The sequence below is a fragment of the Peribacillus sp. NPDC096448 genome, assembly GCF_044762675.1.
Classification (GTDB): Bacteria; Bacillota; Bacilli; order Bacillales; family DSM-1321; genus Peribacillus; species Peribacillus frigoritolerans_B.
Map to the genome: position 1 here is coordinate 1 of NZ_JBIWEU010000037.1, position 14,269 is coordinate 14,269.

At 38.4% G+C, this 14,269-nt stretch carries 10 protein-coding genes and 1 pseudogene; 5 read left to right on the top strand and 6 right to left on the bottom strand.

The window, feature by feature from the left end:
- Window positions 1-471: 471 nt before the first annotated feature.
- Window positions 472-2,847, bottom strand: coding sequence for a M14 family zinc carboxypeptidase (locus tag ACIQ0C_RS26400; RefSeq protein ID WP_403065637.1), 2,376 nt, complete (start codon window positions 2,845-2,847; stop codon window positions 472-474).
- A 1,408-nt stretch (window positions 2,848-4,255) separates the two neighbouring features.
- Between ACIQ0C_RS26400 and ACIQ0C_RS26405 the strand changes: the two genes are divergently transcribed.
- Together ACIQ0C_RS26405 and ACIQ0C_RS26410 are read left to right on the top strand one after the other, a co-directional pair.
- Complete coding sequence (locus ACIQ0C_RS26405) at window positions 4,256-5,452, top strand: macrolide family glycosyltransferase (RefSeq protein WP_403065640.1); 1,197 nt, start codon at window positions 4,256-4,258, stop codon at window positions 5,450-5,452.
- A 115-nt stretch (window positions 5,453-5,567) separates the two neighbouring features.
- Window positions 5,568-5,867, top strand: a pseudogene (locus ACIQ0C_RS26410) (IS4 family transposase); the annotation flags it as partial.
- A 117-nt stretch (window positions 5,868-5,984) separates the two neighbouring features.
- Here ACIQ0C_RS26410 and ACIQ0C_RS26415 read toward each other — a convergent pair.
- Together ACIQ0C_RS26415 and dnaN are read right to left on the bottom strand one after the other, a co-directional pair.
- The gene (locus tag ACIQ0C_RS26415; protein WP_403065643.1) at window positions 5,985-6,128 is read right to left on the bottom strand and encodes a DUF3956 family protein; all 144 of its coding nucleotides are present in this window, start codon (window positions 6,126-6,128) and stop codon (window positions 5,985-5,987) included.
- An 878-nt stretch (window positions 6,129-7,006) separates the two neighbouring features.
- The gene (gene dnaN, locus ACIQ0C_RS26420) at window positions 7,007-8,137 is read right to left on the bottom strand and encodes a DNA polymerase III subunit beta (RefSeq protein WP_403065646.1); all 1,131 of its coding nucleotides are present in this window, start codon (window positions 8,135-8,137) and stop codon (window positions 7,007-7,009) included.
- Window positions 8,138-8,403: 266 nt separating this feature from the next.
- On the opposite strand from dnaN, the gene ACIQ0C_RS26425 reads away from it, so the two are divergent.
- Both ACIQ0C_RS26425 and ACIQ0C_RS26430 read left to right on the top strand, forming a co-directional pair.
- Window positions 8,404-8,733, top strand: a complete 330-nt coding sequence (locus tag ACIQ0C_RS26425; RefSeq protein WP_403065649.1) for a DMT family transporter — start codon at window positions 8,404-8,406, stop codon at window positions 8,731-8,733.
- A gap of 25 nt (window positions 8,734-8,758) precedes the next feature.
- Window positions 8,759-9,106, top strand: a complete 348-nt coding sequence (locus ACIQ0C_RS26430) for a DMT family transporter (protein ID WP_402843513.1) — start codon at window positions 8,759-8,761, stop codon at window positions 9,104-9,106.
- Between the two features lie 140 nt (window positions 9,107-9,246).
- Here the strand turns inward: ACIQ0C_RS26430 and treR are convergent, their stop codons facing one another.
- The 3 genes from treR to treP form a co-directional block, all read right to left on the bottom strand.
- On the bottom strand, window positions 9,247-9,960 hold the full coding sequence (gene treR, locus ACIQ0C_RS26435) for a trehalose operon repressor (protein WP_403065652.1): 714 nt from the start codon (window positions 9,958-9,960) through the stop codon (window positions 9,247-9,249).
- A gap of 31 nt (window positions 9,961-9,991) precedes the next feature.
- On the bottom strand, window positions 9,992-11,662 hold the full coding sequence (treC, locus tag ACIQ0C_RS26440) for an alpha,alpha-phosphotrehalase (protein WP_403065655.1): 1,671 nt from the start codon (window positions 11,660-11,662) through the stop codon (window positions 9,992-9,994).
- 81 nt (window positions 11,663-11,743) lie between these two features.
- Window positions 11,744-13,195, bottom strand: coding sequence for a PTS system trehalose-specific EIIBC component (treP, locus tag ACIQ0C_RS26445; protein ID WP_403065658.1), 1,452 nt, complete (start codon window positions 13,193-13,195; stop codon window positions 11,744-11,746).
- Between the two features lie 316 nt (window positions 13,196-13,511).
- Here treP and ACIQ0C_RS26450 point away from each other — a divergent pair, with 316 nt between their 5' ends.
- Window positions 13,512-14,093 (top strand): CGNR zinc finger domain-containing protein, encoded by a 582-nt coding sequence (locus tag ACIQ0C_RS26450; RefSeq protein WP_403065661.1) that lies wholly within the window; start codon window positions 13,512-13,514, stop codon window positions 14,091-14,093.
- The last annotated feature ends 176 nt before the right edge of the window (window positions 14,094-14,269 follow it).

Here is a 14,269-nt window from a genome sequence, read left to right on the forward strand (position 1 = left end):
TAAGACTTTGAGTTAGATTGGACTCTATACTCGTATCTTACTGAGGGGCTCTATTTTTTTCAAACCTGATATTTAACGATCTACAGGAATGCTAATCTGCCCCGATAGTTCCATAAAGAAAAAGCTGCCTTAAAAAGACAGCTCTGATCTTAAGCTAACGCACCTGATAGTAAATAAGAACAATAATTATAAACTCATCAAACTACTTAATAAACCTTATATTGCGAGATTTTTTTTACAACCCAATATACTCAATAGATAGTGGGTACCTGGTAGAAAACGCCTTTTCAATCGGGTAAACAACTACTTCTCTATAGAAGTCATTCAGCGGTTTTTGCAGCAGATTATTTAAAAGTAATAAGTATTTATATAGCAGTTGCTGAGATATTTGTTCAAGACTCATTAGCAAGCGTTTAGCATTTTTTAAATAGCCAAAGCCGGATTCATTACATCCGGCTTTGGCTATTTCTACTACTTTTCAAAAATTGCATTTGATAGAAGACGGAACAAGTAATCCGGATGGTCGCGGAAACCTGCTTCTAACCCAATAAGAGTCACATCTTTATTCTGTTCTTTTACGATTACGGCTTGGCCCTTGGCGGTTATGTTATTTTTCCAGTGACCAGCTACGAAGAAATTATCTGAATCTGCAAAAGTCGCAACGATTTCATCATTATCCGTACCCGTGAACCATGTTGGACGATAGACAAAGCCGATATCATCCTCTCCATACCCTGCTGTTAAACCGGTTCCCACATAATCGACTTTTACGATACCATTACTGTTGGAACCTCCTACATTAATGATGTCGTCTGTAAGACCAAGTGTCTTAGTTGCTCTAGATGCACCAGCACCTACAGCTATATATTTGCCTCCTTCATTTAAGAAGCTTGTCACATTGTCTTTAAACGCATTAAATTGCCCGGCGGTCTGTAATCCAAATTCTTTATTAGCTTCAGATAGGTTGGTAGAAATGAGACTTTCCGTTCCACTATAGACAAAAATATCAAAACCGGTAAGGGCATTTTTAGCCACTTCGACTGGAGTAACTTCTGTCACATCAAAACCTAGTCTTTTCAAAGCGAGCTTTGTTCCTGCGTGTGATTTCTGTTTACCCATGCCTCCATCCTTTAATATAGCCACTTTTAAAGACGTAACAGCCACTGCATCCGCTGGTACCTCAGCAGTCCCAACCTGTAGCCCCGATTCTTTCACCGCTGCTGATACCTTATTAGCTAATGCTTTTGCAAAGAAGTTGCCTTGTGCATCACGTACTATAGGTATTCCTTGCTTAAGCAATGCATTTACTAAATTTACCGATTGGACAGAGCTGTTCGGAATCAGAAACGGTCCTTTTCCTGAAACCGTTCCTTGACCTGTAATCCGGTTTACTTTCGTTGTATTGACTTTAATAGGATTTTGTGTGGCTACTGCCTCGAATCCCCAAAGCTCCGGTAAACTCCATGCGGAAATGTCGTACATTGCTGGGGTATCGTTCGTGATGTCTTCCCCATCCCAGAGCATCGTGTTTGCTAATCCGGCTTTCGCCTGATCCATCTCAACGAGATAAGTTCCTTTTGGATATGACACTCCATCCGCTTTAAATGCATTCACAGCTTGAACAACTTGAATATCATTATTGATCAAATGATTTACTGCCTTATTCGTAACAGTCGGATCCATAGGGTTTAGTGGAAGTATGTAGGTTTTTGGAAATAACCCTTCCTTATGAAAAGGATGGTCAAAGTTAATTCCTCTTTTAAAAATTTCAATTTGATCAGTAATCATGGATTGCTTGTTAGCTGTTGCAAATTTCAGTGCCCCCATAATCGAATTATACATCCATCGTACGCCATCCCAATCATTTGTTGGGGCTTCTAATGTATGACCGTAAGCACCATGGTACATCGCATACATTGGTGTGAAAATTGGTGGGTAATCATCCCAGCCGGCGGAATCATCGCGCAGCGGAATATAGGTACCTTTCATGTTTTGATACAAGGATCCTGAATAGTTCTCATGATCCTTCATTATTTCCGCTTCCATCGCTTCTGCCTGTTTATAGGCCCATTTTCCGTATAAGTCATACTCGTAATTAGGATTATGCGGAGGCGTACAAGGCTCAATTAACCCCTGCAGATTTGGCTGATAATTCTTCACATAACCATGAGTATCAAGGAACACCATCGGGTTCCATTCTTTAATGAGCTCAACCATCTCTTTTGTTTCTGGCTGCGACTGGGTGATAAAGTCACGATTTATGTCAATTCCTTCGCCATTAAAGCGGGTCGCATCAATACGTCCATCAGGGTTTTGTACGACATTGAAAATAAGAATATTATTCTCTAAAACGTCTTTCGTTGTTGCATCATTTTGGGTAGCAAAACGTTCAATTAATTGAAGGATTGCATCGCTTCCGACAAATTCAGTCCCATGAATAGAACCATTAATCATAATTGGAACTTTAAAGTCAGGATTATCGGCAACCCATTCTTGAGCTTTGCCTGGATTCTTAAACATTTGCTTTCTAAGTGCCTTCACTTTTCCGAACTTCCCTTGCGTTGTTGGGTCAGCAATCGTGACAACGTAGAGTGGGTTTCCATCAGCTGATGTTCCACGGACTTCAACTTTCACACGGTTTGAAAGTTTTTCAATCTCTTTTAATTTGGAACCAATTTGTGAGAATTTCACAAAGTCATAGTTTTCGCTATTAAACTTGCTTCCGTCCTGTTCCTCATATGTATTCACATTTGTCCATTGAGGTTTCTCAGCATGTCCAGAACTCCACGGAATTACTGTTAGTAAACTCACAGCCATCAGGCCGGTTAATGCTTTTTTCTTTTTCATCCTAATACCTCCAGTATGTATATATAGTGATTTTTTGTATATATTAATTAATGCATAGTTTAATTGAGTACAACACGAAATGGCTGGCTAATGGAAAGCGCTTTAATTTTAAAACGTTGAACAAACCACATCGTTAAAAATATTCTGTATTATAGTTGACCTTCCGAAACTAGTGCTGCTATAGGAGCGCATCCCAATAAAAATTAACATTGAACTACTTTGTGGAAACGCAATATCTAAACCCACATTCCCAACGGCTACTAAGCTGCTTTAATTCCTTTCTAGACTAATAAATTTCTCCTTTTCTGCATTCCACCAGTATTTACCTTCTAATAAATAAATTTCCATACATATTTAAGAGTATCGCCTCCTTATTAAGAAATAGTTACCCACAAACTTAGATAACCGTTTTATCATATTATACACTCATTTTTGTGTTAATTAAGAATTTTCAGTTAATGATGACTGGATTTTTTTTCTATTTTCACCACTTCAGAAGCATTTGTATTTATAAATAATTCACACAAGCTTCTAAATCGGTAAAAAACTCGTTTATCTGTTTTGGTAGTTTGTCCCCAACGGTCAAATTACATGGAAAAGCCATCGAATTCTATATAATTCATGGGATTTTTGATTTTGTAAACTAACAAACGAAGAAACGGTATATTTTAATCCCTCCATAGTGAAAGGTTAGCAGATATTATCGATTAAAAAAAGCTCGCAATTTAATGCGAGAAAAGAAAACCCTATATTACATTTGTTTCACCCGTTAAATCTGTTCTGGTAAACCATGAATGTTCACCAAACGTGAACATCACGATTTAATAATTATCCTATATCATGCAATTAGTCTGTATTATGTATTTCCCCACAAAAAGTGTACCGTCTTCCATGACTGCCATGGAAAAAAACAATACATGGAGCTTATAAGTTACAATGAAAGTCCAAAATTCCGTTCTGGGGGTACTCAAAACTTTACCTTGATACTTAAGGGATTTCAGGCTAAAAAATTGCCATTTTTCAAACGATAAGGATGTAATAATCATTTCTTTAAAGTACTTTTTGAAATGACTTTTCTATCCTTAACAGGGTACGGCAAGAATTCGTTACTTTTGGAACCATAGAGGTAAAAATGGCATAGAAGATGTCTTATGCGCCATTTTTGAATGAGATCGGCATAAAAGATCCTGTAAATCCATCAGTTAACGATAAAGAAAAAGTGACGTAGAACTTCATTAATAGCTCAAATCACTATTGTCTTTAGTGAATGGCTTAAAAAAGAAATAATTCTTGCCTCACCCCTTTTAGACAAACATGATGGTTTATATTGGAAAAAGATAAGAATGGTATTGTATCATGAAAAGAGATTGAGTGATTTATATATTATTTGAAAGGGGAGTGAAAGTTGATGAATGTATTAATGATAAACATTCCGGCTGAGGGCCATGTTAATCCGACTCTTGGTGTAGTAAAAGCTTTAATTGACCGTGGAGATTCTGTTCATTACATAACCACTGAAGAATTTAAAGAGAGAATTGAAGGTTTGGGTGCGAATGTATATCTTCATCCAAATCATTTAAAGGGATTAACACCTCAAAAAGTCACTAGTATCCATGAATTTATGCAAGTCATATTAAAACTTTCCTATGATATTTTGGCTGTTGTTCAAGAATTAGCTGATTCCATCCCATTTGATTATGTATATCATGATACGTTTGGTGCGGGACTGCTGGTCAAAGACTATTTAAACATTCCTTCTATCTCTTCATCATCTTCCTTCGCTATTCCTCAGGAGCAATTCCTGAAAATGCTAGAAAGTAGCAGGGGTCTTCCTCTAAATCCATCACCGGAAATGGAGAAAGAAAATTCGACTATAACGGAACGGATCCAGGAACGTTTCGGTGTGAAGGTAAAGCACCACTTCCAATTTATGATGAATGCTTCTGATTTGAATATTGTCTATACAAGCAGAGAGTTTCAACCAGGTGGAGAATATATGGATGATTCATATGTATTTATCGGTCCTTCCATCACGAAACGGGTGCAAACACATGATTTTCCGTTAGAGGAACTGAAAGACCAGAAAGTACTGTATATTTCAATGGGTACCATATTGCAAGGATTTGAATCTTTCTTTCAAACCTGTGTAGAGGCTTTTAGAAACTTTGAGGGGAAAGTCATATTTTCAGTGGGCATGGCTACTGATTTAGCCAAGCTGCAGCCTTTGCCGGAAAACTTCATTGTACGTAGATATTTACCGCAGCTTGAAGTTTTAAAGCATACGGACGCCTTCATTACCCATGGGGGAATGAATAGTACGAGCGAGGCTCTCTATTATGAAGTGCCCCTTGTCGTCATCCCCCAGACCTCAGATCAGCCTTTGATCGCTAATCGATTAGAGGAACTTCAAGCCGGGTTTAGAATTGATCCACATGAAGTAAGCATAGAAAAGCTACAAGAATCCGTTCAACAGATATTGTCCAATCCTGCTTATCGGGAAAATGCTAAGAAGTTGAGCAATAGCTTTAAAAAATCAGGTGGAGCAAAAGAAGCTCTAACGGCTATAGATGAGTACTTAAAAAAGGTAAGTTCGGGTACCTTCTAAGGCATATAAGGGGTACAGCCCCATGCCCATCAACCTAAGTTAAAACAATACCTTCTAAAATAAAAAAACGCTATGCTTATCGTAAATAGTTTACGAGGAAGGATGGTGTTTTTTTATGAATCCTACCTTCAGTGAACTGACTCTTTTTGCACAAGAATTACAATGTTTACTATCCCCAATAGTCCTACAAGAACTGCCCAACAGGTGGGATTTCCACAGCGATCTAGTAAGTATCAAGCAAATGGACTTATCGCCCTTTGCGTTTGGCTCTGCCAAGAAGAAGTCGCTAGTACATCACTCACGCACTTATGTAGTCGTTTAGAAGCTTCGACGGAGTCCTAATAAGCCAGAAGGCCTGAATCAACGCTTTAATCCAGCAGCTGTCGCATTCCTCCGAGAAGTCTTTACTTCACTCGAAGTAGTAAAAAGGGTCTTCATATAGAAGAACCCTTTTCACTTGCCGATAACATCTGATTATATTAAATAGAGAGTATGCACTAAAGTGGGTTACCTAAAATATTGGGAAAGTGATCTATTCGCCGCAGACTGGGAATCCTAAACTTATTAAAGTTGTTGCTAATAGAGATGAAATACGGATTCTAAGTGTAGCTACATCATCAATTTCAGTGACTAAAAAGAATTGGTCATTAACTTCTAGGATACAAGGTGATTGCACTCTTTCTTCCCCCTTTCTATTAAAAGCTATATTAGTATATGAAAGATATATAATAGTGTAATAGGTTAATAGTTTGTTTCTAAGAGGAAATAGTATATTTGAATTACTATGTAGATAAAGACAATCAGATCATATTAAAGTATGGAGTTTTAGCAGTTATTGTATTAGTTTTGCATTTGGAAAAGGCATTTTTGTTAACTACCCGTCACTTTCGACCTTACTATCTGATTGAAGTGACGGATTCCTAAGAACAAAAGGGAGAACAGGTCATGTGGCTGACTCGTTCTCCCCTTTCTTATTTTATTTCAAAGCCTGGCATGAACTTGCTGCATATCATCATCTTTGTTATTTTTTCCATGTTATAAAATGAACCTTCTGTAAAGACAAAGACCCATTGGCTTAAATGCTCGGGTATTTGTACTTGGAGCGTTCCTTACGGATATAGGGACTGAAAAACGAATCGTGAGTATTTAGCTATTGTAGGGTCATATTTTCACCATATATTCTACCGTGGTTTATTTTAAAATAAACCTCTTTAAAGAGATTCTTCCGACAATGCTCAGCAGCCAAAACGACTGCTAATTACATAATCCGCCGTTTACCTTTCCCTGACGTTCTTAGTAAAAAATTCTGTTACCTAGATGTGAGTCATTGATTAACAGCCGCGTTCGATTACAGAAGAGGATCAGGATAGGATATTTTCAGGTCTCTTGCACAAATCGTCTTGGATGAAATGGAATTGTACATGGCTTCATTTCACATCAATAAACTCAATAAGGATAAATCCTACTTATTGGCGGTATTAAATCATCTCATTAATCCGCTGTTGAAGTTTGGTGATTCACCCCTGTATTCGTATCCTGCAGCAGTCTTTCCCTTTAGTATGTTCTCACTGGTGAAATGAGATGAAGATAGGAGGAATTATCGCTTGGCTCGATTAAGACAGGTCTCATTGGACCGCCAAAACTTAGCTTTACCTCGTTTTCTTTTATTGCTTTTAAGGCATCCAATAAAAAACTTCCATCCAGTGATACACTTAACCCCGCCTCACCTCTGAATGACTTGATGCTTTGTGTTTCTTCTATTTTCCCTAAGTCCGATGAATTAGAAGATATCCTTAACTTACTTTTATCAAGGATTTCTATATGTACATTGTTATTTCTCCATTCATTTGCAAAAAGGCAGGCCCTGTCAATACCCTTTAACAGTGTATTGGTGTCCAAGGTTATGATCGTTTTCAAATCTTTTGGCAGCAATCCTGATACATTAGGAAAATTACCTTCAATCAGCCTTGAAAAAAGTGAGATATTATTTGATTTAAAGACGATAAAGCTTTCTGTGATGAAAATATGTATGATATCCGCTTCATTAATGAATAACTTGGCTAATTCATTAAGGCTTTTACTTGGAATGATGAAAGACCCATTCAACTTTGATTCTAAAACAAGTTCTCTTAGCGCTAAACGATGGGAATTTGTTGCAACACAAGTTAGCTTGTTTCCCTTGATAGACAAATTGACTCCTGTCAGTGCAGGTCTGGCCTCACTTTTAGAAACGGCAAACGCAGTCTGTTTTATGATTTCCAATAATTCAACACATGGGATATTAAAATAACCGGATTCATCCATTTGAGGGGTATTTGGGTATTCCCCGGAATGTAATCCATTTAAGTTCATGACTATTTCATTTGATTTAATAGTAACTGATAGATTTTCGTTCAGCTTTACATGAATGACATCATGTAATTTTTTTACGATTTCACTTAAATATTTAGCTGATAAAACGACCGTACCCTTTTCAAAAACCTCCAATTCCTTTACACCATCAATCGTTAAAGGAATCGTTTTTTCAATGACAATATCGGAATTACTACCAAGAAGGGTTAAGCAATCGTCATTAGCCACTATCTTTATACCTGATAAAATGGGTATAGGCGTTTTTATGGAAACAGCATGGCTGACATCTGTAATCGCCTTATTGAAACATTCTTTGTTTATTTTAAATTCCATGAAATAAATTCACCCCTATATAATCGTTAAAGGAACCATTCGACAAAATCCCTGTTCAACCCTCTTATATGTTGCTTTCAGGTTCGAAGAGGGCCTTATTGTACCACTTTCAGCCTAAAATTGAGCGTGAAAGGATATTTTCTGCAATGACAGAAAATATGAGTCTGGCTATAGGTGGTATTAGTTTAATAGGAGCCCTTTAGATGTTAAGATTCTTGGGGGAAGAGATTGAGAAATAGTAATCCATATTTAGGAGGAGTTAAATCTTGAATCATTATGCATTTTTGGCAATGGCCATCGTAAGTGAAGTGTTTGGCAGTTCGATGTTAAAAGTATCAAACGGGTTTAAAAGGTTATTCCCTTCCATTGGTGTGGTAATTGGAATGGGTTTGGCTTTTTATTGCCTGTCATTATCTCTAATAACCATCCCGCTTGGAACGGCTTATGCCATTTGGTCGGGAATAGGAACAGCTTTAACTGCTTTAGTGGGAGTTATCGTTTATAAAGAAAGCTTTAACCTGAAAAAATTTTTAGGTTTAGTCTTGATCATTGGCGGAGTGGTTGTATTGAAGCTCTCTAATGAAGGCACTTCTTAAAAATTTAGTAATCGGAGGTAACAATATGAAAGGATACATAGCTTTAGGAATTTCAATCATAAGCGAAGTATTTGGTACGACCATGCTTAAGCTGTCAGAAGGCTTCACGCATTTATTCGCTTCATTTGGGGTAATAATAGGATTTGGCATTGCATTTTATAGTTTATCTGTATGTCTTAAAACAATTCCGTTAAGCTTAGCATACGCCATTTGGTCAGGAATAGGCACAGCTTTAACAGCATTGATTGGCGTACTTTTATGGAATGAGCCATTCAGTATCACTACATTAGGCGGCTTAGTATTAATAATCGGCGGAGTGGTTTTACTAAATGCTTCCCATACCTCCAAACAAGCGGAAGGAGAATCAAACTAAGTTTGACTCTCCTACTCTCCCCGCCCATTCAAAAATATTAGTATCTATAAGTTTAACACGATACCTTGAACTGAATTAGAAAAGTCCGCCCGGCATCTCTTTTTAAGAGTCATTTCTTCTTTTCATTTCATCCTTAGCCTTCACCAAGTCCTCCGTGCAAAGTCCGTGAACTTGAATTTATCGGGTCTATGCCTGGATTCACTATATTGAAACAAGCTTCCATCGATTAAATGGACCGTACTTTTCACAACTGCCACCATATCGAAGTCTTCAATGTCCAATAATTGTTTATCTTCTTCACTGCATGACTCCACGGTAATTTCCTTATTGGAAAACCCAATCTGGAGACCGAGTTCCTTTTCGATATATCCATAAATCGAATCCTCACAAATTTCCTTGGTCAGATTAGTTACGAACTCGCTTTTGAAATAGTCTTTGTCCAGTATGATCTTCTTCCCATTGATTTGCCGTACCCGGAAGACCTTCCATACTTTACCATCACCAGTTAAGTCCAGAAGCTTGGCCATGTTTGAGTCGGGGGTCTCAAGCTCCAACTTATGAATGATCGTTTTGGAATGCAAATCCAACTTTTCCACCATTTCTTTATAGGAAATCAACCCTGCTACAGGAAAATTAAATTTGCTGAAATCCAAGACAAATGAACCCTTGCCTTTGATTTTATGGATATATCCATTTTGTTCAAGCAACTGTAAGGACTTTCTCACAGTATCCCTGGATATATCATACTCTTCCATGAAGCTGCTTTCGGAAGGAAGCTTTGAATTTGTCGGATAGGTTCCTTCTTCAATTTTTGAAACAATATCACCATATAGCGATAGATATTTGCTGTTCATTTCATCACCACAATATATTTTTCTTAGTCTGCTACTCGTCCTTTTTCAACAAATAGACAACCGATTCATAGGGACGAAGGATAAAATCACCTGCGATTTCTTTCGAATCGATATAGTTTGAAAGCAGGAGCTCTGAGTTGTATCCCGATAGGTCAATATCCTTTGGCATTTCGAAGGGCGCTCTTTTTGCATAAAAGTTATTGATGACCAAAAGTTTCTCGTCTTCATGACTGCGTACATAAGCGAACAAAGCGTCATGGTCGCCAAGAATTTCATGATAGTCCCCATATGCAATGATATCATGTTTCTTGCGTAAGAATATAAGTTTTTGGTAATGATGAAAAATGGAATCCTGATCCATTAGTGCGTGTTCAGCGTTGATGTTCTTAACATCATTAGGCACCGTAATCCATGGAGTCCCTTTTGTAAAGCCTGCATGCTCCGTATTTTCCCACTGCATGGGAGTTCTCGAGTTATCACGGGATTTAGCTTGAAGGATTTCGATTATTTCCTTTTCATCCTTGCCTGCCTCTTTTAAAATATTATAATAATTAATCGATTCCACGTCCCGATATTGTCCAATATCATTGAATTTCGGGTTGGTCATCCCTATTTCCTCCCCTTGATAAATATAAGGGGTTCCCCTAAGCATATGAATGGCTGTTGCCAGCATCTTGGCCGATTCCTTATGATACTCTTGATCATTCCCAAACCTGGATACGATCCTCGGCTGGTCATGGTTGCACCAGAACAGGGCATTCCACCCGTTTCCTTCTTGCATCCCATATTGCCAGCTGCTTAGGATCTCCTTTAACTGCCCGAAGTCAAAATCTGCAAGTGACCACTTTTCCCCATCCTTATAATCCACCTTTAGATGATGGAAACTGAATACCATGGACAGCTCGCTTTCAACTGGAGATGAATATTTGATGCAATGGTCAATGGTCGTCGATGACATTTCCCCTACAGTCATCACCTCTTCATCCTTCCCGAAAGTTTCTTCATTCATCTCTTTAAGGAATTGATGAATTTTGGGACCGTCTGTATAAAAGCATCGTCCATCTCCATCTTTGTCATTTTCATAGATGTCAGGTTTCGAAATAAGATTGATGACATCCAAACGGAATCCTTTTACACCTTTTTCCATCCAGAAGTTTACTATATTGAAGATTTCCTGCCTTACTTTGGAATTTTCCCAGTTAAGGTCAGCTTGTGTCCGATCGAACAAATGGAGGTAGTATTCATCATGTTCCGCTACATATTCCCATGCAGGGCCCCCGAATTTCGAAATCCAATTGGTAGGGGGCTCTCCATTTTTCGATTTCTTGAAAATATAATAGTCCTTATATTCTTTCTCTCCAGCCAATGCTTTTTGGAACCATTCATGCTCTGTTGATGTATGGTTGAATACCATATCAAGCATGATTTGGATATCCCGTGAATTAGCTTCCTTCACCAATCTTTCGAAATCATCCATCGTCCCAAAAACAGGATCAATGGATGTATAATCCGCTACATCATATCCGTTATCATTTTGCGGTGAACGATAAAAAGGCGTCAGCCAAATATAATCCACTCCCAGTTTATTCAGATAATCAAGTTTTTCTATAACTCCATTTATATCCCCGATGCCGTCACCGTTCGAGTCCTTAAATGACTTCGGATAAATTTGATAGATGGTACTTTTTTTAAAATCCTTCATTTTGATTCCTCCTCTGCTATCCCAGATGTATCTTTTGTAAGTATGGTAAAAAAGAGGGAGAATCCTTCTCCCTCCGCGTTATTAAGCATTTAATTTCGTTGTTTTCGTTCTAGTTTTCAAGTTCATTTCAGGACGCTTGGAGAATGCTATAGTCAAAATGAATGGCACAACGAAAGCAACCAACATCGCGAGTGCAAACATTCCCATATGCTGTGGTTGGATGGATAGGATACCTGGAATCCCTCCAACACCAATGGAATTTGCCATTACTCCAGATCCGACTGAAACGATGCCTGCGAAAAGTGAACCGATCATACCGGCTAAGAACGGAAAGCCGTATTTCAGATTAATCCCGAACATGGCTGGCTCGGTTACACCGAGATAACATGAAATCGTAGCGGGTATGGAAACTTGTCTTTCCTCCTGGTCCTTTCTGTTGATGTAAATCATTGCAAGCACGGCCGTTCCTTGTGCAATATTGGATAATGCGATCATTGGCCATAGGTTCGTACCGCCAAGTTCACTCATAAGCTGAAGATCGATTGCGTTTGTCATGTGATGCAGTCCCGTGATGACAAGGGGTGCATAAGCAAAGCCGAAAACGGCAGCAAATAGCCAACCAACTGATGAAGTCAATCCGGAATATACAACCGTAGAAATGACAGAACCGATTTTCCAGCCTATAGGCCCCAATATGGTATGGGCAATGATTACAGTTGGAAGTAAAGCGAAAAATGGGACGACGATCATGGAAATGGAATTGTGCACTTTATCTCTCAAGAACCGTTCTAAATACGCCAGGACGAACCCTGCAAGTATCGCTGGGATGACTTGGGCCTGGTAGCCGATCATATCGACCTGGGCAAAACCGAAATCCCAAAAAGGTATGTCACTTGCCTTCGTGTTTGCCACTGCATATGCATTAAGAAGCTGTGGGGAAACCAGGGTCAAACCAAGGACGATCCCGAGAATTTGAGTCGTGCCCATTTTCTTCGAGATCGACCATGTAATCCCAACAGGAAGAAAATGAAAAATAGCTTCACCTATCAGCCAAAGGAAGGCGTGTACCCCTGCCCAAAATTGTGAAATATCCACAAGGGTCTTTGTGCTATCATCGAACATTTTTATATCGCCGATGATATTGCGGAATCCAAGAATGAGTCCGCCAACGACTATGGCAGGAATCAGCGGGGTGAAAATATCAGCTAAATGTGCAATCATACGCTGCAGCCAGCTCATATTCTGTTTAGCCGCATTTTTCACATCTTCTTTTGACGCTTCCTGAAGTCCAGCAATGGAAACGAATTCATTATAAAACGATGATACTTCGTTCCCGATTATGACCTGGAACTGGCCAGCTTGCGTAAACGTTCCTTTCACAAGCTTAATCGATTCGATATTCGTTACATCCGCCTTGGCAGGATCTTTCAACGCAAAACGCATTCTTGTCGCACAATGCGTAACCGTCGCAATATTTTCTTTCCCTCCGACATGTTGAAGCAAATCCGTTGCTGGCTCTGTGTATTTACCCATTTCACTACTTCCTTTCCCTAGAAAGCAAAATATAGTTGTTTTTATAACCTGTACGTATAGGTTCTGTATACGCTTTCATATTATCCTGTACGTACAGGTTATGTCAAGAACTTTTTCCCTCACTTTAAAAGGATTGATTATCATGTAGTTTCATTACTATTCTGTTATTGCTAATTTGGATTTTTGGATAACTTTCATATTATCCCATAATTAAGACGAGTAGCTGGAAAATTCCGAAATGGGGTATAATGGTGATATAACCTCTCAATTAACATTTTAATGGTTAGAATTTAGCAGGAACATGGGAGATGAACTTATGTCTGAAACCAATAAATTTCCACTTATATCAGGTAATCTTTCTCTGGATTTAGTGAATACGGAACTGGTCAGTCGTGGTCAACGGCAAGACTTATTACTATCAGAAGGGGATGTACTGGATTGGATTTCTGTAATAAAAGGGAAAAACTCATATTTGGAGAATCAGTTATCCTTAAAAATTGAAGAGAGAATTCAAAAGGTTTTTGCAGGCATTCTAGAAATGCGTACTATTTTAAGAAAGCAATTTGAATTAATAGCTGATGGGAATCCGATTCCTGATGAGTTTATCGCCTATTTAGAAAATAAAATCGAAAAATCACCTTTCACTTATAAATTAAGTGATCAAAAACTGGTTCCCATACCTATTGGTGAAGCGGAAGATATCCTGCAATCTTATATTGCCTTTGACACATTAACTTTAATTGCAGAAAATAAGCTGTCATCACTAAAGCGATGCTCGAATGATGACTGCGTCCTGTTATTTATCGATGAAAGCGGAAGACGCAAGTGGTGTTCAATGAAAATATGCGGGAATAGAAAAAAGGTAGCCCGATTTCAACACCGGAAATCTGATGAGTAATGAAGAGCCAACTTATATAAGTTGGCTTCAGTTTGTAGACAAAAGGGGTTCGGAATTTAAAAAATTCCGAACCCCTCTTATAATTCCCTTGAAATTTTGACCAAAGGATAAGAGATTTGGGATCTTCGAGCCACTATGTTAAGCCATTTTAGGACCTTTCCATGTCCAAGTGGCCA

Coding starts and splice junctions, on each gene's coding strand:
- ACIQ0C_RS26405 (WP_403065640.1), top strand. CDS start 4,256: ATGAATGTATTAATGATAAACATTCCGGCTGAGGGCCATGTTAATCCG.
- ACIQ0C_RS26400 (WP_403065637.1), bottom strand. CDS start 2,847: ATGAAAAAGAAAAAAGCATTAACCGGCCTGATGGCTGTGAGTTTACTA.
- treR (WP_403065652.1), bottom strand. CDS start 9,960: ATGAACAGCAAATATCTATCGCTATATGGTGATATTGTTTCAAAAATT.
- dnaN (WP_403065646.1), bottom strand. CDS start 8,137: ATGGAATTTAAAATAAACAAAGAATGTTTCAATAAGGCGATTACAGAT.
- ACIQ0C_RS26430 (WP_402843513.1), top strand. CDS start 8,759: ATGAAAGGATACATAGCTTTAGGAATTTCAATCATAAGCGAAGTATTT.
- ACIQ0C_RS26450 (WP_403065661.1), top strand. CDS start 13,512: ATGTCTGAAACCAATAAATTTCCACTTATATCAGGTAATCTTTCTCTG.
- treC (WP_403065655.1), bottom strand. CDS start 11,662: ATGAAGGATTTTAAAAAAAGTACCATCTATCAAATTTATCCGAAGTCA.
- treP (WP_403065658.1), bottom strand. CDS start 13,195: ATGGGTAAATACACAGAGCCAGCAACGGATTTGCTTCAACATGTCGGA.